Source organism: Romboutsia sp. 1001713B170207_170306_H8 (genome assembly GCF_015550495.1).
GTDB lineage: Bacteria > Bacillota > Clostridia > Peptostreptococcales > Peptostreptococcaceae > Romboutsia_E.
In genome coordinates this window covers 100255-120931 of record NZ_JADNAX010000005.1, presented here as the reverse complement: position 1 = coordinate 120931, position 20677 = coordinate 100255, and the positions used below count along the sequence as shown (strand labels likewise).

The window sequence follows — 20677 nt, the reverse complement described above, 5'->3', positions numbered from 1 at the left end:
TATGAAAAATATTATAATAGGAACTGCAGGACATATAGATCATGGAAAGACTACCCTTATAAAAGCTCTTACAGGAAGAGATACAGACACATTAGATGAAGAGAAGCGAAGAGGGATCTCAATAAATTTAGGTTTTACATATTTTGATTTACCGGGTAATAAAAGAGTTGGTATAGTCGATGTACCAGGTCATGAAAAATTTATTAAAAATATGTTAGCTGGAGTAGCTGGAATTGATATTGTTTTATTAGTTATTTCTTGTGAAGAAGGTGTCATGCCACAAACAGTAGAGCATCTAGATATATTAAACTTCCTAAATGTAAAAAAAGGAATAGTAGTGTTAACTAAATGTGAAAATGTAGATAATGAATTTAAAGAATTAGTAAAGTCGGATATAAAAGAAAAATTAAAAGGTAGTTTTCTTGAAAATACTGATATAGTAGAAGTAGATTCTATATCTAAATATGGAATTGATAAACTAAAACAAAAAATAGAATTACTAAGTGATAAAACTGAAAATAAAAATGAAGACTTTCCACCTAGACTAAACATAGATAGAGTTTTTTCCTTAAAAGGTTTTGGAACAATAGTAACAGGAACCTTGATTGAAGGAAAAATTAATATTAATGATGAGTTAGAAATATACCCTAAAAACTTAAAAGCAAAAATAAGAGGAATTCAAGTTCATGGAAAAAATGTAGAAACGGCGTATGCAGGTCAAAGAACGGCTATAAATATTTCTAATTTAAAAATAGAAGATATAGAGCGCGGAGATACACTTGCATTACCGAATGCTTTAAAAGAATCTAATATGATAGATGTTAGAATTTCGCTAGTGGATCATACAAATAAAGAGTTAAAATATTGGGATAGAGTTAAAATTTATCATGGTGCAAAAGAAACTTTATGTAGAATAGTTCCCTTAGATAAAGAGAATATAAAGCATAATGAAGATGCATATGTTCAACTAAGGTTAGAGGAAAATATAGTAGTAAAAAAAGGAGATAGATTTATTATTAGAACATACTCACCTATGGAAACTATAGGTGGAGGTATAGTAATAGATACTTGTGTTAGGAAGCATAAAAGGTTTGATGAAAATGTTATTCGAGAATTGAGAATAAAAGAAAATGGTAATAGCAAAGACATTATAGAAGAATATTTGAAAAACAATAAGGATAAGTATACATCTATTACAGATTTAATGTCATATACTGGTTTTAATAAAGAAAGTATAAATAATAACATAGATAAACTTGTATTTGAAAAAAAAGTAGTTTTAATTAATAATTATTACCTACACATTAATCAATATAAAAATATAGAAAAAAATATACTAAATATACTAACAGATTATCATAAAAACTTTAGATTAAGGAACGGTATATCAAAAGAAGAAATTAGGAGTAAAATTGATCCTAATTTAAAAAGTAAAGATATAGATAGTATTATAAATAATTTATGTGATGATAAACAGATTAAGAATGTAAAAAATTTAATATCACTATATGAGTTTAAGATTACATTAAATGATAAACAAAAAGAAATTAAAGCTTATATAAAAGATAAGTTAAATAATGCAGGCTTAAAATCGTTATTAACCATAGAAGAATTTTCTAAGGATATATATTATAAAGAAGTGTTAGAGTATATGATAGGTAAAGATGCTATAGTTTTAGATGATAATTATATTATAAGTATGGATAATTATAATATAGCTAAAAACTTATTAATTAATTTTTTAAAAAAAAATAAAAGTATAACTCTAGGGGAATATAGAAGTTTGATAGACTCTAGTAGAAAAAATTGTTTAATAATACTAGAACACTTTGATAGAAATAGATTAACTAGAAGGGTTAAAGATAAAAGGGTATTATTTTAATTTATTAAAATGTCAAATTGTACATTATAAATGTAAAATTTGACATTTTTTATTGTAAAAAACACTATTTATTAGACGAATTATAGTATAATTAACTTAGATTTATTTTGAGGGGAGTCATAAAAAGAATGCAAATAAGTATTGGTAATAAAAATATTGATAAAATTAACATATCTATTTTATTGATAATTATGTCTTTATTTTTTATTGTAAAAGATACGGTACAATATATGAGGTTTATAAATTGTTTGTATGCGGCATTTTTAATAGCAATAGGAATAGTTATAAGTAAAACTATAAAGTTTAATCCAAATGGAGTTACTATATTTTTAGGATCAATATTTACTATTTCAGGGATTTTAGAAATAGTATTTATACTAACTAATTTAAATGATAATATACTAAGTTTTTCAAATTATGATATTATTTTTTGTATGATTATAGAAGTATTACAAATCTTACTAGTATATTTTACTGTCTTGTATAGTTTCAATAATTTCAAAATAAAAAATATACTAAAAATATCTGCGAAAATGTTGATATGTTCATTAATTCTGTCAACTATAATAAATATTATATTTAATCAAGGAATTGAAGATATAAGTCTAATAATGATTATTGAGTATAGTATAAATATATTAATTTTAATAATTTACTCGAATATAAATACTAAGTTAAATTACGATAAACAAGATAAAATAGAGAAAAAGTTTTTAAAAAGAATTATATCATTATTTATGGTATCTAGACTTATTATGGTTACATTATTTATATTTATAGGTAAAGTTAATAGTTACTATATAATTAGATTTATCTCAAATATATCTATTTACTATTTATATAGGTATATTTTTCATGTAAATATAAAAACACCATATATAGAGCTAAATAATATTAATAAAGAGTTAAATAATAAAACTGAATTATTAAACTATAAAAACAAAAGATTAATATCAGAAATGAAGAAAACACAAAAGTTGAAAAATAACTTAAAGTTAAAAGATAAAAAATTAAGAGATACATTAAATAAGGCGATGAATCCAACTATTATTTTTACAAATTCTAAAGAAGTAATGTATGCTAATGAATATGTATTTTCTGAGTTTAAATTTACGAAGAATTGTAGCTTAGAGGTCAATATAAAAAATAAATTTGATGAATATAATTATTTTATAAAATGCATAGATTATGTTTTATCAAACAAGAAAGAAACTAGATGTATAATGAAAAGTAATGATAATGAATATTATAAAGTTATATTTACTCCTTTTTTGATTAATGAAAAAAGTGAAGGTTGTTTATGTATATTTATTAATAGTACAAAAGAAATTGAATTTGAGAAAGAAATAATATATACAAACTTAGGATATGAGAATTTCTTAGAAAGTATTAGTGAAGGAATTATTATTCTAAAAGGAAATAATATACTTTATTCAAATAGAGCATGTAATAATATTTTAAAAGATAAATTATATATAATCGATTTTTCTATAAATAGAGAAAAGAATATAAGAGAAGAAAAATATATTATAGATGGAAAAGAAGTTTATATTGAAATGCTTTACTCCACATACAATAAAGATAAAACTAGCATAGTTATTAGAGATATTACTAAGAGAAAAATGGCAGAAGAAAGATTAAAAAGAAGAAAAGAATCATACTCGCTTTTAATAGATACACTCCCAGATGGTATTTGCTTATTAGATGAGAATCTCCAGACTATTTACTTAAATAAACCTATGTTAAAAATGATAGATATGAATAAGAAAAGTGGATTTGATAACTATGGTATAAAAGAAATAATAAAGCTTACATCAGATGAAGAAAATATATTTTTTAAAAAATTGAAATCTGTAATACAAAATAATAAGTCAATGTTATTTTTAAATAAACAAATTTTATCGAAAACTTTAGGAAATATAGAGGTTGAAATAAATGCATTACCATTCTCAATAGATGGTAATAGTAGATATGTTATGTTAATAATAAAGGATTTAACAGATAAAAGAATAGGCGAGTTAGTTGAAAAAGAATTATATGAAAAGATTGAGATTGATAAGGTAAAGACTGAATTTTTTACTAATATGTCTCATGAATTAAAAACACCATTAAATGTTATCTTTAGTTCAAATCAATTACTAGAATCTGTTTATAAAAGTGGAAAAGTGAATGACTATAATGAAAATATAAATAATCATATAGAATTAGTTAAAAAAAATTCATATAGATTACAAAGGTTAATAAATAACATAATTGATTTGACTAAGCTCGAGTCAGGATTTTATAAGTTAAATTTATCTAAAACTAATATAATTAACTTAGTAGAAGATTTATTCATGAAAATAGAACGATTCGCACAAATAAAAAATATAAATTTAGTTTTTGACACAGAATCAGAGGAAATAAATATGATTATAGATGAAAGTGAAATAGAAAGAGTTATGCTTAATTTATTATCTAACTGTATTAAGTTTACTCCTGAAAATGAAACAATAAGTATGAATATTTATGAGTTTGATAGTTCTATTGCCATAAGTATAAGAAATAGTGGTGTAGGAATACCTAAAGATAAATTAAAAATAATATTTGATGAATTTTCTCAAGTTGATGAAACTCTTTCTAGAAACACTGAAGGCAGTGGAATAGGATTATCTATTGTAAAAAAAATAATAGAGTTACATAATGGGTCTATAACTGTAGATAGTGAAGAAAATGAGTTTACTGAGTTTACTATTGTATTAAATAAATATGAGTTTAATGATAAAGAAATTAAGGAAAATAAAGCTATATATAATATAGATGAAAAAATAAATATAGAGTTTTCAGATATATATTATTAATAAAGGACATGGAGAGTATAGATGGAGAGAATATATAATCGGGAGAAGCAAACATCTGTGTTTTTAGAGATGTTTAGTATAATAGTTCTTGCTTTACTTATCTATATAAGTTATACGAATAAACAATTATATGGAATATCTGTTATTATATCAAGGTTAACATTAACGATACTTATAGTAACATTTATTATAGGATTTGATTCTTTTAAATTAACATATACTAACTTTATAGGTATAACCTATATTATTTCTAATGCTATATATATATTCAGTTTGTTAGCATTTGGAAATTCAAGATATTTATCAGAATCAGTTATAATAAGTAATGTTTTAGAGTCGGTTACTATTTTTATTGTTATTAGTAACATTTATAAGAAACCGACAATGAGTAAAAAAAAATCAGTAGAAACTTTTTTATTATATTTATTTTTATCAGTAATTATGTATTTTATGATTAATTACAGTGATAGTTTAGTTGAGTTTTATGATATTAAATTAGATATATTTAGTACAACTATATTAATTAATTTGATTTTACTATTTATAAGTATTAAAAAGGTTTTTTTACATATAAAAAATAACAATGATTTCTCAGACACTAGAAAATTAAAGCTCATAGGAAATATTATATGTCTAAAAATAGTTTATTTTGTAGGTGTATTTATTTTATCAAAAACTAGTATAAATACTAATAATATATATGTCTTAATAGAAGGTATTAATATTTTAGAAACATATTTAGTTTATAAAATAACAGTAGATTCAAATCTAATTAATCCATATATAATGAAAATTGAGATTAATGAAGATCTTCAAGAAAAGAATCGAAATCAACAGCTTATTGCTAAAAAATTAAATGATATATTAAATGATCAAAATGAAATAAAAACAGAAATAAATTATAAGAATGATTTATTTTATAAATTATTTTCTTCAACTCCAAATGGATGGGTAGTATTTAATGAGAATAAAGAAATAATGTATTTTAATGAATCACTAAAAAATATGTGCTCATATGAAAAATATAAAGATATAAATAAGGCTTTGAAATGTTTTATAAAAGATTATGATAAATTCATAAAAGCTATGTATGATATTAGTGAAGATAATTATAACGAATCTGTAGAAATTGAAATTCAATCAACGACAAAAGATTATTATAGATGTATATATTCTAAGTATAAAGAATCAAATGAAATAGTTTGTATATTAGTAAATATATCAAGTGAAAAAAATATGTTAAATAACTTGATTGAACTAAAATTAGAGTATGAGGAATTAATAAGAAACATAAAAAGTCCAATTGTCATATTAGATGAAAATAATAAATATGTTAATTATAGTAAGTCATATGAAGATATTATACTTAAATATAAAGTATATGATGAAGATATTGAGTATTTTAATAAGGTTATAAATATAAATTATAACGCTAGTAATAATGATGAATTATATAATAATGGAGTATTTAGATATAGAAGTATTGATTTAGATGGTAATATAATATGGCTAGAATGTAGTACAACTATATATTATGAACGTAATAAAAAATATAGAGTTGTTAGTTATAGTGATATTACATATTATGTAAAATCAAGAGAAATAATAAATCAAAGTAAAAATATATATCAAGCGTTATTAGATGGAATACCAGAAGCAATATATTTAGAAGATATAGAAACTAACAAATATGTATATATAAATAAAAAGTTTAAAGAAATGTTTAGTATAGATAAAGATGATTTAATTGATGAGGACTTAGGTATTTGTAGAGAGACTCTTATGAGTGTTCATACTGATTATGATAAAGTAGTTAAAGAAAATATTGACCAAGTTAGAAAAGGTAAAGGTAGTGATTATGTTAATATTAAATATTTAGATAAGAATAATAATATAATAGATACACAAGTTGCTAGTATACCTTTTAATATTGATAAGAAAACATTCAAACTTACTATAATTAAGGATATGAATGATATAAGAAAATTAGAATCTTTGAGGAAGAGAATAATTGAAAGTGAACAAAGAGATAGTATAAAAATGAAATTTTTTATAAATATGTCTCATTAATTAAAAACACCTTTAAATCTTATATTTACAAGTGCTCAGCTTATGGAAAACTTATATAACAAAAATAAAATATATGACTTTAATGGCAATGTAAGGAAACATATTGACTTAACTATACAAAATAGTTATAGATTAATAAAGATAATAAATGACTTAATTGATTTTACTAAAATGGAGTCAGGATTTTATAAGTTAAGAGTTGAGAATAAAAACATTGTTACATTAGTAGAAGATATAACTATGTCAGTTGTAAATTACGCAAGTAATAATGGATTGAATATAGTTTTTGATACAGACGTAGAAGATTTAGTTATGCCAGTAGATGTAAATGCTATTGAAAGAATAGTTCTTAATATATTATCTAATGCTATTAAATTTACCAATCCTGGTGGAGATATATATGTTAATATTACTCATGAAGATTCAATAGTAAGAATAATAATAGAAGATACTGGGATAGGAATACCTAAAGATAAATTAAGCTATATATTTGAGAGATTTAATGAGATTAATAAAGGATACATCGGTAATGTATATGGAAGTGGAATTGGACTATCGATGGTTAAATCGATGGTTAACTTACTTGGTGGAGATATAGAAGTTGAAAGTGAAATTAATATTGGAACCAAATTCACTATAACATTGAATATAAATGCTTTAGAGTTAGATAAAGATTACGTTAAAGGAGAATTTAATGATATATCTAATGTTGAAAGATTAACAATAGGAATGACTGATGTTTATAAATAAAATAAAAAAAGATAAAGATTTATTTAATCTTTATCTTTTTTTATTTTATAATTTTAAAGCTTGTATCAGTAAGATTAAAATTATTAGCTATATTTGAAGTTAAATATATTTCCTTGTTTTTAGTTATAAAAATGGCATCAACGTTATCTATGCTTTCAATAAAATTTAATCCTTTTGAAAGTCCTAATCCAAATGTAGAGGTAGACAAAGCATCGCAAATAATAGATTTATCAGAGATTATAGTTACACTACTAATCTCATTATCAAAAGGGTATCCAGAGGATGGATCCAAAATATGATGATATATTTTCCCATCATCTTCAATATATCTTTCGTAAATACCAGATGTAACTATGGATTTATTTGAAACTTTAATAGTTCCAATAGAGTTGCCTCTAGATGTAGTTGGATCTTGTATTCCAATTGTGAAAGAATCTTTATTATCTTTATATCCTAGAGTATATATATTACCTCCTAGATTTATAATAGCGCTTTTAATATTATTTTCTTTTAAAAAGTTAACAATAATATCAGCAGCATATCCTTTTGCAATAGCACCTAAATCGATTTTCATATTGTTTTTATTAAGCTTTACAGAGTTAGTGGATTTATCTAAAATTATATTTTTATAATTAATAAGATTTAAAGTTTCATTTATCTCATTTAGTGATGGAACTCTTGCATTATCAGTTCCAATTCCCCATAAATCAGATAAAGGACCTATAGTAGCATCAAATACTCCATCTGAAATTTTAGAATAATTAATAGCTTCTTCTATTACAAAAAATGTGTCATCAGAAACCTTTACATAGTTATTACCTGCATTTTTATTAATTTTAGAAACATCACTTCCAGGTATTGTATCACTCATTTTATTTTCTATATCTTTTAAAATAGCATCACAACTATCAAGCAGTTTTTCGCTTTTATATTTTCCTAAGCCAAATATGGTTATTTCATTTACTGTTCCTAAATAATAGTATGTTCTAGTGTATTGATTTTCAGATGTATAAGTATTAAGAAAATAAATTGAGATTATAAAAAAAAATGTAATAGATATTAAGGTAAAATTTTTTCTATTCATATATGATTCCCCCGAAAAAGTATGTTATATTTAATTATAACATAATCTTCCAGGAGGGGAAAAATGAAAAGGAAAGATATTTTTTTAGTTATTAGTGCTGTATTTATGATTATTGCTTTATTTATAGTAAATAATATTATAAACAAAGCGAAATTAGATGCCATAGAAATATATGTTAATAATGAAATATATAAAACTATATCTATTAATAGTGAGGAAGATTTGGATGTAAGGGTGGGAGATAATTATAATCACATAAAAGTGCATGATGGAGGAGTAGAGATAGTAGAAGCATCATGTAAAGATAAAGTATGTGTACATAGTGGATTTATAAATAAGCCAAGTGAAAGAATTGTATGTATGCCAAATAAAGTTGTGATTAAAATAAAAACTAGTAGAGATAAAAATAATAAAGAAGATATTATCTCTAAATAATAAATTTAGATAAGTAGGTGCAATTATGGTAAACTTAAATAATGATTGGGAAAAACTATTAAAAGATGAGTTTAACAAGGATTATTATCTTAAATTAAGGAAGTTTCTTACAGATGAGTATAAAAATAATTTAATTTTTCCTAATATAGAGAATATATTTGAAGCTTTAAAGCATACTTCATATAAAGATACTAAAGTTTTAATATTAGGCCAAGATCCTTATCATGGAGAAGGTCAAGCCCATGGGTTAGCTTTTTCTGTACAACCATCAGTAAAAATACCTCCATCATTATTAAATATGTACAAGGAATTAAGAGATGATTTAGGTTGTTATATACCTAATAATGGATACTTGATGCCTTGGGCAGATCAAGGTGTATTGTTATTAAATACAGCATTGACTGTTAGAGCTCATGAAGCTAATTCTCATAAAAATAAGGGGTGGGAAATTTTTACAGATGAAATAATTAAAATTTTGAATAAAAGAGAAGATCCAGTTATATTTGTACTATGGGGTGCAAATGCTAGAAAGAAAAAAAATTTTATTGATGAAAAAAGACATTATATATTAGAAGCTCCTCATCCTAGTCCGCTATCAGCAAGTAGAGGCTTTTTTGGATGTAAACATTTTTCAAAAATAAATGAGTTATTAATTAATATAGGAAAAAAACCTATAGATTGGCAAATACCAAATATATAAATTTAATAGAAAAAGTAACAAAAAAGTAACTTAAGCGAAATATGCTTTAATAGTTGAAAAAACTACAAAAGCATATTTCGCTTTTTTTGTCAAGTTGACAAAAAGTATCAAAATAGTTACAATTTATTTATCGATGACATGAATAAGATACGAAAATAATAAAAATTCAGTCAAAATATAATAAATAATTTTTAATAAAGATAATCTAGGAGGAAAAATTATGAATTTAAAAAATAATAAAATAATAAAAACTGCATTTCTGACCGGTATTATATCGGTAACGATATTAGGAGGATATTCAGTATTAAACAAAGAAATAACTTTAGTTGTGAATGGAGAAGAAAGAAAAATATCTACATTCAAATCAAATGTAGAAGAACTTTTAGATGCGGAAAATATAAAATATGATAAGAATGATATAATAAGTCAAAAGCTTGATACAAAGTTAAATGATGGCATGAAAGTAGAAGTGATTGATGTTATAGAAGAAGTAGTAAAAGAAAGTAAATCTGTACCATATGAAATTACTGTTATAGAGGATAATAATTTATTAAAGGGGGAAACTAAGGTTGAGGAAGAAGGTAAAACTGGAGAAAATGAATTAGTTTATAAAATAGTTTATCATAATGGTAAACAAGTTGAAAAAACATTTTTAGAAGAAGTTGTTTCTTCTGAGCCTACAAATAAAGTAATAAAGAAGGGTACTAAGGTAGAAGAAATTCAAGTAGCTTCATCAAGAGGAGAGAGTACAAGACAAAATACAAAACATACAAATACTGTAAGTTCAACATCGAGCAATCAAAGCTCTAATGGAAAGTATATGTCAGTTGTAGCTACAGCATATACAGGTCATGGAATTACTGCTACGGGTACAACGCCTAAATGGGGGACTATAGCTGTAGATCCAAGTATAATACCTTATGGAACTAAAGTTTATATACCTCAATTTAATAAGACATTTATAGCTGAAGACTGTGGAGGAGCTATAAAAGGAAATAAGATAGATATATATATGAATAATGAGGATTCTGTATATAATTGGGGAAGAAAAACTATCGATATATATATTGTAAATTAAAGAGATAATAAAACAAGAAAAGTTGATATATTGATAAATATTTAGTAGTATGATATTATAAATTTATCAATATAATTTGGGGGTGGATGGGTTCTGGTGTTCCCTCTAGTCTTCAAAACTAGTATGAGGAGTTAATAGCTTCTTAGGTGGGTTCGATTCCCACGCATTCCCGCCAATAAAAAAAGAACTCTAATTTAGAGTTCTTTTTTTATTGAAAAACATTCTATTTCAGGGCACCATTCAAAAATTTCTTTTTTTGTATCTTTCTTATTCTCTATAAATTCATAAGAATTCGTTAAATTTAGAAATATACCATTATATAAAGTTAATGTATTTACACAAAGTATTCTAGGAAAGTCACCTTCTAGATAATCAATAGATGATGTTTCTACTTCTTTTAATATATCATTATTATCACAATTAGAATTTTTTATTATTTTTTCCATATAAATATTCTTTTTAAATACAGATATATAACTTTTATTTTTCTTAAAAAATATCTCTAAAAACTCTCTTTTAGTAAAGTTCGTTGATGAAGACGAGTCAGTCTGCTCTACTGCAATAAAATCTTTATAATAATATAAATTTATTACGGTAGATACGTTATCTATAATACCGTCAATTACATAATTGTTATTGCTTGTAGGGGTATACAGAACAATAAAAGAACTTTGTTGAGGTAAAGATAATATATATGCCATATTATTAGTAGTACTATTAGGTATATTATCAATGACTTCAATATTTATTAAATCCGCATAAGGTATAAGATTATCTTTATTAGTATCTTTTAAAATTTTAACTATTAAAGTATAATTATCATTATTGTATTTAAAAATATTGTTAGAATTTAAAGTACTTATATTATTAAAAGCATATATAGTGGGTATTTTTACACTTAAAGCAATAAAAAGTGACAATAATAGTACAATTATAAAATTTTTCAATTTAACCCTCCTTTTATATAGTTTTGGATTTAATTGAAAAATATATTCTACATTAAAAATAAAATAAATAGTTAGAGGAGTAATATTAATTATGGAAAAAAACTTTACAACAAGAACTTCACTTATTATAGGTGAAGAAGGTATAGAAAAATTAAAAAAATCAAACGTTATAGTGTTTGGAGTTGGAGGAGTAGGTAGTTTTGCTGCTGAAGCTATAGCTAGAGCTGGAGTTGGTAATTTAACAATTGTAGATTTCGATGAAGTTGATATAACTAATATAAATAGACAATTACCAGCACTTCACTCTACAGTAGGAAAGAGTAAGGTAGAAGTTATGAGAGATAGAATTTTAGACATAAATCCAGATATAAATTTAAAGGCTGTAAAAAATTTATATAATGCTGAAACAAGTGACGAAATTCTTTGTGAAGAGTATGACTATGTAGTAGATGCAATAGATATGGTTACATCTAAAATAAAGCTAATAGAAACATGTAAAGAAAAAGGACTTAATATAATTAGTTCTATGGGAATGGGTAATAAATTAGATCCAACTAAAATAGAAGTTACAGATATACATAAAACGCATACATGTCCATTAGCAAAAGTTATTAGAAAAGAATTAAGAGATAGAAAAATTAAGAAACTTAAGGTAGTATATTCTACAGAGCAGCCTATAGAATTAAAAACTAAAATAATGAATGGGAAAAAAATAACTCCAGGAAGTATATCTTTTGTTCCTTCAGTAGGGGGACTAATTATAGCATCTGTAGTGGTTAATGATTTAATTAAGTAATAAAATAAAAGGCTACTCTCTATTTTGAGATAGCCTATTTTAATTTTTATATTTATGTTTTGTGAAAATAGTATTTCCATCGCTATAAAAAATCATATCTCCATTTATATCAGTTCGATATGTAATAATGTTTTTATTATTTAAAGTATCTAATGTTGATTTGTGTGGGTGACCATACTGATTTTTATAGCCACAAGAAATTACAGCTACATCAGGACTTACCTCACTTATAAATTCTGGTGAAGATGATGAGCTACTTCCATGGTGAGCTACTTTTAAAAAGTCAATGTTTTCTAAGTTAAAGGAATTTATCATATCATCCTCATTACTTTTTTCACAGTCACCTGTAAATAAAAATGATTTATTTTTATAATTTAAACTTAATACAATAGAGTTTAAGTTATTATCTTCTTGTATATAAGATGGGCTAAGAACTAATATTTCAGTATCTTCATCGAGTGTTATGGAATCATTTTTATATAAGAAATTTGGAATTATGTCTTTATTTGAGCAACTGTTTATAAGGTTTTTATAGCAAGCAGTGTCAGTACTTTGATTTGGCATATAAATATTTGAAACATTGTATTTTTCAATAACATAGTCTAAGCTTCCTATATGATCTGAATCTGGATGAGTAGCTATTGCAATATCTAGTGAAGTTATTTTTTCCTTCTTTAGATAGCTTTTTATTATATGTTCACTATTTTCATCTCCAGCATCAATTAAAATTTTTTTATTTGATGGTGTTTGTATTAGAATACTATCACCTTGACCTACATCTATAATGTGAATTTCAAGCATATCTTTTTTGTCACAGCTAGATAAAAGTGTTATTATAATAATTATTAGTAAAATTTTGCAAGAACTATATATAAAACCACCTCATTCATTACATGTTTATAAAAATATAAGATGGGTAATATAAACATGTAAAAGATATATTACTATTTATTTTTAACTAATAAGTATTAGTTAATACAAAAATTGAAGAATATAGGTTATTTATATATAATTTGATAAATGCATTATATAAAAATTAGGAGGATTTTATGATTTTAAGAAATATAGATATGTGCTTAAAGGAAGAAGAGCTCATAATATTTAAAGATATTGATATAGATGCTAAGGAGAAATTACAGCCATATTTTGATATGGTTGACTATGAAGCATGTGAGTACTGCTTTGCAACTTTATATATGTGGCAACACCTTTATAAAACGGGATATTATATAGGGAATGGATTTGCTGTGTTAGTAGGAGAATATGAAGGTGATACATTCTCAATATTACCTCTTGCTCCTAAAGAGAAACTTCCAGAAGTTATAGATTTTGTACTTGATTATTTTAAAAAAATAGAAAAAAAATTATATTTCAGAGGAATAACTAAAGAAATAGTAGATGATCTAAAAGAATATTATCCCGGTCAGTTTGAATATATAGAAGAGCGTGACTTATTTGATTATGTATACGATGCTGAAAGTATGAGAACATTAGCTGGTAGAAAGAATCAAAAAAAGAGAAATCATATAAATTATTTTTTAAAAGAGTATGAAGGTAGATTTGAATATAAACTACTTGATAAAGAGGATTTTGATGCTTGTTTAGAATTAGTAAAAAAATGGGCAGATAATAAAGAAGAAAATAATGAATATGATGAAGGTATGGATGATGAACTTTTAGGAATTAAAAAAATCTTTAATGATTATGAAATATTAAAATCAAATGTAAAGATTGGAGGGATTTATATAGACGGAAATTTAGAGGCATTTACTATAGGTGAGCTTATAAACCCAAATATGGCATTAATTCATATAGAAAAAGCTAACCCAGATATAAGGGGATTATATCCATTTATAAATCAACGATTCTTAGTTAATGAATTTAGTGATGTTGAATTTGTAAATAGGGAAGAAGATTTAGGGATACCAGGATTAAGAAAAGCTAAACTTTCATATCATCCAGTTAGATTTGTTGAAAAGTATACAGTCAAGGAGGCATAATCTATGGATATTAGATTTGCTAAGGAGAATGAAAAAAATAATATAAGGGAAATTTGGGACTATTGCTTTAATGATGGTCCTAAATTTACTGATTTTTATTTTAAAAATAAATATAATAAAAATAATACTGTTGTAGTAGATGAGGATGGAGAAATTGTTTCATCATTACAATTAAATCAATACAAGATTAAACTTAATGATAAGTTTTATGATACATCTTATATAGTTGGGGTATCGACTTTTCCTCAAGTAAGGGGGAAAGGATATATGAAAAATATTATGGACTTTACATTAAAAGAGCTATATAAAAAAAATCAAATGGTATCGATTTTAATGCCAATAGATTATAGATTATATAGAAAGTACGGATATGAACATTGTTATGATCAAATTGAATATAATATAGATATAGAATCTCTAAAGTCTTTTAAAAATAGTGGATCTATGAAAAAAGCTACATTATATGATATAAATGACCTTAAAGAAATATATGATTTTTTCTTGAAAGATGTAAATGGAAATGTAAAGAGAACTAAAGAATACTTTGAAAAGTTATTTGAAGAAGTTGAAAGTGAAGATGGATACATATATATATATAAGGAAGAAGAGTGTGAAGGATATATTATATATTTTATAAATGATGACAATATGTTTGTACGAGAACTATTTTATAAAAATATAGAGTCTTTAAAATCTATGTTAAAGTTTGTATATAATCATAATACTCAGTGTAAAACAGTTACTATATCTGCACCTGTAAATGATAAAATAAGATATATATTAGATAATCCTAGAACTTCTACCATAAAAATAAAACCATTTATGATGGGAAGAGTTATAAATGTAAAAAAATATTTAGAAAACTTATCTATTGATAGTGATGTAGAGGGGAGTATAAATATTTTTATCAAAGATGATTATATAGATGAAAATAACGGCATATTTAAACTTACACTTAAAAATAAAATTTTGTGTGTAGAAAAAGGTAATTTTGATTATGATATTAAATTTGATATAAACACAATTACTCAGTTAGTTTTTTCATACATAGATATAGAAGAAGCATTTTTATTAAATAATATTGAGCCTAATGATAAAAGTAAACAAATTTTAAGAGCATTATTTACAAAGAATAACAATTATATAAACGAATATATATAAAAAGTACCGCAAGGTACTTTTTTATGTTTTAAAAGAACTAAATGTGATGATAATAAAAAATAAAAGTTTAGGAGAATAGATGAGAAGACCTTTACTAGTTATATTTAGTGTTTTGTTATTAATGACATATATTTATACCAACACAAGAGCATATAATGGATATGATAATGATAAAGAAGTTATTATAAAGGGGACTGTTAAAGATAAAATTGAGAAGGACAAATATAATGAATACATAGTAGGAAAATTTTTAATTAAAGATTATACTAAAAGAAAAAAATTGAAGATGGGCAATAATGTAAGTATAAAAGGAACATATAAAAATTTAGATGATATGAAATTTGAAAATTACGACTATGGATTATATGTAAAAAGCATAGGATATAAAGGTATAATATATATTAAGAGTTATGACATAATAGATAATAATATTATATATTTATACATTGGAAATCTTAAAAGTTATATAAAAGATGTATTTAGATATTTGTACAAGGAAAAATCTGATTTTTTGAACTCTATAGTTATAGGTAAGAAGGATTATCTAAGTAATGATGAAAAAGATTTATTCTCAAGAACTGGAACTAGTCATCTTATAGCCATATCAGGACTGCACACAGGAATTTTGTGTAGTATAATAGCATTTATTATAAATGGAATAAATAGACCGTATAAACTTATTATTCTATCAATATTTATGTTTTTTTTATTTTATAATGGTAGGATCATCGCCATCTATAATAAGATCGGTACTATCTATGATAATATTATATTTATTGGTGTTTTTAAATAAGAAAAGAGATGGTATATCAACTTTATCATTAATAGGTGTATTTTTAATAGTAAACAATCCATTTATTATATATAATATAAGTTTCCAATTGAGTTTTCTTGCCACATTGTCTATAATATACTTCTATGGTTATATTAAAGATATATTTAAGAGTAGTATATTATCTATAACTATATCTGCAAATATATTAACATTACCTATAATATATTATAATTTCAGAGGGATACCAGTTTTTTCTTTAGTAAGTAATATAATAATTATGCCCTTCATAGGAGTTATAATGTATTTAAGTATTATAAGTATAATTATATTTAAAATAAATTTGTGGGCATCTAAATTTGTAGCCTATTTTAACAGAATAATTATAGAATGTATATATTATTTGTTATATAAGATAAGTAATGTAAATTTTGCTTATATTGAAATAAATAATCCAAAGATTCAATATGTAATTATATATTATATAATGATAACTTTGTATATGACTTATAAGGAACTAAAGATTATGAAGGAGCAAGAAAATGAATTACAAGGATATTATAAAAAGTGTTAACAATAGAGAATTTAAAAATATATATCTTTTTTACGGTAGAGAATTTTATCTTATAGAGAACTCGTTAAATGTATTTAAAAATACTTTAAATGAAAGTATGATAGATTTTAACCTAGATGTTATAGATGGTAAAGAAATCATATTAGATCAAGTTATAAGTTCTATTGAAACTCTTCCTTTTATGGATGATAGGAAAATTGTTATAATAAAGGATTTTGAATTATTAAAAGGAAAGAAAAAAAATTTTACCGATAGCGATGAAAAATACTTGATAGACCACTTAGATAATATACCTGAAAGTACTATTTTAGTTTTTGCTGTATATGGAGACATAGATAAGAGAAAAAACATAGTAAAAAAAATAAGTAAGAATGGGATTGTATGTAATTGCGACAAGTTATCGGATATGGACTTGTTTAAGTGGGTAAAAAAGAAGTTTGAATCACAAGAGGTTATAATAGATAATGCTCAGATTATGTACTTTATCGATTCAGAAGGTTATAGAGATAAAAGTAGTGAAAAAACTTTATCTGATTTAAATAATGAAATAAATAAGATAAGCTCCTTTGTAGGTAAGAGTAATGTAGTTACGAATGAAATTATAGATAAATTATCTCGGAAGAAAGTAGAAAATGATATTTTTAAATTAATTGATTATATAGGTGAAAAGAATTCTACACAATCTATAAGAATATTGAATGATATGATACAAGAAGGTGAATCTGTACTTGGTATATTTGCTATGATTGCTAAACAGTTTAGGGTGGTTATGCAAGTTAGGCAGCTTCAAACAGAAGGATATACAAGTAAAGTTATATCTGAAAAGTTAAAGTTACATCAATTTGTAGTCGGAAAAGCACTAAAGCAAGCTTTAAACTTCTCTGACGATATGATAATAGATATGTTAAATTATATACTAGAAAGTGATTATAAAATAAAAAATGGACTGATTAAAGATACATTAGCTATTGAGATACTTATAAGTAAGTATTGTCAAAGAAAAATAAGCTAATATATATAATAAAAAAACCTTAAAGTAATATTACTTTAAGGTTTTTTAGTAAAAAGAATTTTATTAAGCGAATTGAATTAAATCGAATAAAAAACCCCTGATATTTATCAAGGGTTAAATCTATAAAGTTATAAACAGAGAATTAAGCGTTCATTCCGTTTAACTTTTGAGCTAACTTAGCTATTTTTCTAGCAGCAGCGTTCTTGTGTATAGTTCCTTTAGATGCAACTTGAGATATTCTCTTTTGAGCATATTGGAATCTTTGAGTAGCTTCTTCTTTATTTCCTGCCATTACAGCTTCTTCGAATCTTCTTATAGCAGTTTTTAATTGAGATTTTCTAGCTCTGTTTAAAGCAGTTTTCTTCTCGATAACTTTTATTCTTTTCTTAGCTGATTTTATGTTTGCCATGTGAGTTCACCCCCTCATACATTTTTTATTATATTCGTCGTCAACATATTAGATTTTAACAGAAATAAATCTAAAAATCAAGGATAATTTATTCATAATCTTATTTTTATAATATCTTGTTGCTTTTGACTTTTAAGATTATAACCTATATAAAAATAATTTACAACATATAATTTAATTATACTCACTTTTACAAAAATATAATTTTTGTTATAAAATACTAAAATTTGTTAACACTTATAAATATCATTCAATAAATACTGGAGGTTAACATGTTTAAAATAAGAACGGACTTAGCATTAGAAGCAAAAGAAGTATACGCACAAGAACAAGAAACAAATGAGCTCCCTGGAGTAAATGTTGAAACTAAGGAATTAGAGAATTGTACAGTCACTAAGGTTGACGTTATAGATGAACAAGGTTCTATGATAATGAATAAAGGTATAGGAACTTATATAACTTTAGAAAGTAATTTAATGAAATATGATGATGATGATTCAAGAGAAGAAATTATAAATTACTTGAAAGATGAATTAATAGGTATATTTGGAGACGACAAAACTAAAAAAACTTTAATAATTGGTTTGGGAAATTGGAATATAACTTCTGATGCATTGGGACCTAAAAGTGTATCTAAAACTTTAGTTACTAGGCATATATTTAAAAATTACAATAAAGATTATGATGATGACTTTACTGAAGTTGCTGCACTTAGTCCAGGAGTTATGGGAATCACAGGAATAGAGACGAGTGAAACTGTAAAAGCAATTGTAGATACAATTAAACCAGATAGAGTAGTGGCAATAGATGCATTAGCTTCAAGAAAAATGGAGAGAGTAAATGCTACTATACAAATATCAACAGCAGGTATATCTCCAGGAGGAGGAGTGGGAAATAAGAGGAAAGCTCTAAATAAGGAGTATTTAGGAGTAGATGTTATAGCTATAGGGGTACCAACTGTAGTAGATGCAGCTACATTAACGAATGATGTTTTAGATATGGCTATTGATAATCTAATGAATGAATCTAGAGAGTCAGAAGGATTTTATAATATGTTAAAGAAATTAAAAGAAGAAGAAAAATATCAATTAATAAAAGATTCATTAGAACCATATGATAAAAACTTAATTGTAACACCTAAAGATATCGATGAAACTATAGAAAACTTATCAATAATAATAAGTGAAGGTTTAAATAGATCATTACACCCAGGAAGGATAAGTAAATAAGGAGGAATAATAATGGAAAAAAAACGCATTAAGGCAAAATTATTGGCCTGTGTGTTAATTTGTATCTTACCAACAACTACATTCGCTATGGATAAAGATGATTTTTTTAGATATTTAATAGATTCTTCTTATCCAGAAACTGATACAAATCAAGAAAAAGACTCAGCAATTAAAAATGAAGAAGAAAGTGAAGAAAGCGAAGATTATATAAAAGTTCACATAGGTGAAGAAAATATACCAACTCTAAATGCTGGTAGTGAAGAAACTAAAAAAGAGAGCGCAATAGCTCTTTCGACTCAATATAAAGATAATATAAGAGTTACAAGTTCAAACCCTAGAATATTAATATACCATACTCATAGTGCTGAAACTTACTCAAACTCACCTGATGGAAATTATCATTCACAAGATATAGAGAATTCTGTAATGCAAGTAGGTAGTTTGTTAACTACTGAATTGAGTAATAAGGGGTGGGGTGTAGTTCATACAACAAAATACCATGACTATCCATCATACAACAACTCGTACTCAAGTAGCTTAAGTACAATAAAAACATTACTTTCACAATATAATACTGTGGATATAGCTATAGATCTACATAGAGATGCATCTGCTGAGGTAAATGAAGAGTCTAATAAAAATTACACAACTACTATAAATGGAGAAAAAGTAGCTCAGTTTTGTTTTGTAGTAGGTATGAAAAATGAAAACATAGATGAAGTAATGAAAACAGCAACAGATCTTACTAATTTAGCAAATGAAAAGTATCCAGGTATAGCTAAAGCTGTAGTAGAGAAACCATATGGTAGATTTAATCAATATGTAGCTGATAAAGGCATCTTAATTGAAGTTGGAAGTAATGCAACTAGTATAGAAGAAGCGAGTGCTAGCGTTAAATATATAGCAGATGTATTAGATTCCTATTTTAAATAAGTTTT

17 protein-coding genes, 1 tRNA gene and 2 pseudogenes are annotated in these 20677 nt (G+C 24.4%); 16 read left to right on the top strand and 4 right to left on the bottom strand.

Going from position 1 to position 20677, the window contains the following annotated elements; translation table 11 throughout:
- The first annotated feature begins 1 nt into the window (after position 1).
- The 5 genes and pseudogenes from selB (at position 2) to I2A66_RS11230 (ending at position 7542) form a co-directional block, all read left to right on the top strand.
- On the top strand, positions 2-1882 hold the full coding sequence (gene selB, locus I2A66_RS11245) for a selenocysteine-specific translation elongation factor (protein ID WP_147515734.1): 1881 nt from the start codon (positions 2-4) through the stop codon (positions 1880-1882).
- Between the two features lie 128 nt (positions 1883-2010).
- A complete protein-coding gene (locus I2A66_RS11240) occupies positions 2011-4722 on the top strand; it encodes an ATP-binding protein (RefSeq protein WP_195251681.1) in 2712 nt (903 codons plus the stop codon).
- A gap of 21 nt (positions 4723-4743) precedes the next feature.
- Positions 4744-6792 carry a PAS domain-containing protein gene (locus I2A66_RS11235; protein ID WP_195251679.1) on the top strand — a complete coding sequence of 683 codons (2049 nt, stop codon included), beginning with the start codon at positions 4744-4746 and terminating at the stop codon, positions 6790-6792.
- 12 nt (positions 6793-6804) lie between these two features.
- A pseudogene (locus I2A66_RS17660) lies at positions 6805-6963 on the top strand (hypothetical protein); the annotation flags it as partial.
- A complete protein-coding gene (locus I2A66_RS11230) occupies positions 6964-7542 on the top strand; it encodes a sensor histidine kinase (RefSeq protein ID WP_330615472.1) in 579 nt (192 codons plus the stop codon). It abuts the pseudogene before it with no gap.
- A 40-nt stretch (positions 7543-7582) separates the two neighbouring features.
- Here the strand turns inward: I2A66_RS11230 and I2A66_RS11225 are convergent, their stop codons facing one another.
- Positions 7583-8626, bottom strand: a complete 1044-nt coding sequence (locus tag I2A66_RS11225; RefSeq protein WP_147515738.1) for an FAD:protein FMN transferase — start codon at positions 8624-8626, stop codon at positions 7583-7585.
- Between the two features lie 63 nt (positions 8627-8689).
- Between I2A66_RS11225 and I2A66_RS11220 the strand changes: the two genes are divergently transcribed.
- The 4 genes from I2A66_RS11220 to I2A66_RS11205 all read left to right on the top strand — a co-directional run bounded on the left by I2A66_RS11220 (position 8690) and on the right by I2A66_RS11205 (position 11014).
- On the top strand, positions 8690-9061 hold the full coding sequence (locus I2A66_RS11220) for a NusG domain II-containing protein (protein WP_122641288.1): 372 nt from the start codon (positions 8690-8692) through the stop codon (positions 9059-9061).
- A gap of 25 nt (positions 9062-9086) precedes the next feature.
- The gene (locus I2A66_RS11215; protein ID WP_195251674.1) at positions 9087-9761 is read left to right on the top strand and encodes a uracil-DNA glycosylase; all 675 of its coding nucleotides are present in this window, start codon (positions 9087-9089) and stop codon (positions 9759-9761) included.
- Between the two features lie 220 nt (positions 9762-9981).
- A complete protein-coding gene (locus I2A66_RS11210; RefSeq protein ID WP_122641290.1) occupies positions 9982-10839 on the top strand; it encodes a 3D domain-containing protein in 858 nt (285 codons plus the stop codon).
- Between the two features lie 78 nt (positions 10840-10917).
- Positions 10918-11014: transfer RNA gene (locus I2A66_RS11205), tRNA-Sec, on the top strand.
- A 19-nt stretch (positions 11015-11033) separates the two neighbouring features.
- On the opposite strand, the gene I2A66_RS11200 is transcribed toward I2A66_RS11205, so the two are convergent.
- Positions 11034-11786, bottom strand: a complete 753-nt coding sequence (locus I2A66_RS11200) for a hypothetical protein (protein ID WP_122641291.1) — start codon at positions 11784-11786, stop codon at positions 11034-11036.
- A gap of 91 nt (positions 11787-11877) precedes the next feature.
- Between I2A66_RS11200 and I2A66_RS11195 the strand changes: the two genes are divergently transcribed.
- Positions 11878-12582, top strand: a complete 705-nt coding sequence (locus I2A66_RS11195; RefSeq protein ID WP_147515739.1) for a tRNA threonylcarbamoyladenosine dehydratase — start codon at positions 11878-11880, stop codon at positions 12580-12582.
- Between the two features lie 39 nt (positions 12583-12621).
- Here the strand turns inward: I2A66_RS11195 and I2A66_RS11190 are convergent, their stop codons facing one another.
- A complete protein-coding gene (locus I2A66_RS11190) occupies positions 12622-13383 on the bottom strand; it encodes a ComEC/Rec2 family competence protein (protein WP_122641293.1) in 762 nt (253 codons plus the stop codon).
- Between the two features lie 293 nt (positions 13384-13676).
- On the opposite strand from I2A66_RS11190, the gene I2A66_RS11185 reads away from it, so the two are divergent.
- From I2A66_RS11185 to holA, 4 genes and pseudogenes are all read left to right on the top strand, one after another.
- Complete coding sequence (locus tag I2A66_RS11185; RefSeq protein ID WP_122641312.1) at positions 13677-14582, top strand: DUF2156 domain-containing protein; 906 nt, start codon at positions 13677-13679, stop codon at positions 14580-14582.
- A 3-nt stretch (positions 14583-14585) separates the two neighbouring features.
- On the top strand, positions 14586-15743 hold the full coding sequence (locus I2A66_RS11180) for a GNAT family N-acetyltransferase (protein ID WP_147515740.1): 1158 nt from the start codon (positions 14586-14588) through the stop codon (positions 15741-15743).
- Positions 15744-15822: 79 nt separating this feature from the next.
- A pseudogene (locus I2A66_RS17880) lies at positions 15823-17089 on the top strand (ComEC/Rec2 family competence protein).
- Positions 17058-18101, top strand: coding sequence for a DNA polymerase III subunit delta (holA, locus tag I2A66_RS11170; protein WP_122641295.1), 1044 nt, complete (start codon positions 17058-17060; stop codon positions 18099-18101). Before I2A66_RS17880 ends, holA begins: the two are co-directional and overlap by 32 nt.
- Before the next feature lie 142 nt (positions 18102-18243).
- Here holA and rpsT read toward each other — a convergent pair whose 3' ends face one another.
- Positions 18244-18510, bottom strand: coding sequence for a 30S ribosomal protein S20 (gene rpsT / locus I2A66_RS11165; protein ID WP_122641296.1), 267 nt, complete (start codon positions 18508-18510; stop codon positions 18244-18246).
- Positions 18511-18782: 272 nt separating this feature from the next.
- Here rpsT and gpr point away from each other — a divergent pair, with 272 nt between their 5' ends.
- Both gpr and spoIIP read left to right on the top strand, forming a co-directional pair.
- Entirely contained in the window at positions 18783-19739 is a 957-nt protein-coding gene (gene gpr, locus I2A66_RS11160; protein ID WP_122641297.1) for a GPR endopeptidase, read from the top strand.
- 12 nt (positions 19740-19751) lie between these two features.
- Complete coding sequence (gene spoIIP, locus I2A66_RS11155) at positions 19752-20672, top strand: stage II sporulation protein P (RefSeq protein ID WP_122641298.1); 921 nt, start codon at positions 19752-19754, stop codon at positions 20670-20672.
- The last annotated feature ends 5 nt before the right edge of the window (positions 20673-20677 follow it).

Bases quoted from the DNA above. Each gene is read 5' to 3' on its own strand.
- holA (WP_122641295.1), top strand. From the start codon at position 17,058: ATGAATTACAAGGATATTATAAAAAGTGTTAACAATAGAGAATTTAAA.
- I2A66_RS11190 (WP_122641293.1), bottom strand. From the start codon at position 13,383: ATGCTTGAAATTCACATTATAGATGTAGGTCAAGGTGATAGTATTCTA.
- rpsT (WP_122641296.1), bottom strand. From the start codon at position 18,510: ATGGCAAACATAAAATCAGCTAAGAAAAGAATAAAAGTTATCGAGAAG.
- I2A66_RS11220 (WP_122641288.1), top strand. From the start codon at position 8,690: ATGAAAAGGAAAGATATTTTTTTAGTTATTAGTGCTGTATTTATGATT.
- selB (WP_147515734.1), top strand. From the start codon at position 2: ATGAAAAATATTATAATAGGAACTGCAGGACATATAGATCATGGAAAG.
- spoIIP (WP_122641298.1), top strand. From the start codon at position 19,752: ATGGAAAAAAAACGCATTAAGGCAAAATTATTGGCCTGTGTGTTAATT.
- I2A66_RS11180 (WP_147515740.1), top strand. From the start codon at position 14,586: ATGGATATTAGATTTGCTAAGGAGAATGAAAAAAATAATATAAGGGAA.
- I2A66_RS11240 (WP_195251681.1), top strand. From the start codon at position 2,011: ATGCAAATAAGTATTGGTAATAAAAATATTGATAAAATTAACATATCT.
- I2A66_RS11230 (WP_330615472.1), top strand. From the start codon at position 6,964: ATGGAGTCAGGATTTTATAAGTTAAGAGTTGAGAATAAAAACATTGTT.
- I2A66_RS11210 (WP_122641290.1), top strand. From the start codon at position 9,982: ATGAATTTAAAAAATAATAAAATAATAAAAACTGCATTTCTGACCGGT.
- I2A66_RS11225 (WP_147515738.1), bottom strand. From the start codon at position 8,626: ATGAATAGAAAAAATTTTACCTTAATATCTATTACATTTTTTTTTATA.
- gpr (WP_122641297.1), top strand. From the start codon at position 18,783: ATGTTTAAAATAAGAACGGACTTAGCATTAGAAGCAAAAGAAGTATAC.
- I2A66_RS11235 (WP_195251679.1), top strand. From the start codon at position 4,744: ATGGAGAGAATATATAATCGGGAGAAGCAAACATCTGTGTTTTTAGAG.
- I2A66_RS11215 (WP_195251674.1), top strand. From the start codon at position 9,087: ATGGTAAACTTAAATAATGATTGGGAAAAACTATTAAAAGATGAGTTT.
- I2A66_RS11195 (WP_147515739.1), top strand. From the start codon at position 11,878: ATGGAAAAAAACTTTACAACAAGAACTTCACTTATTATAGGTGAAGAA.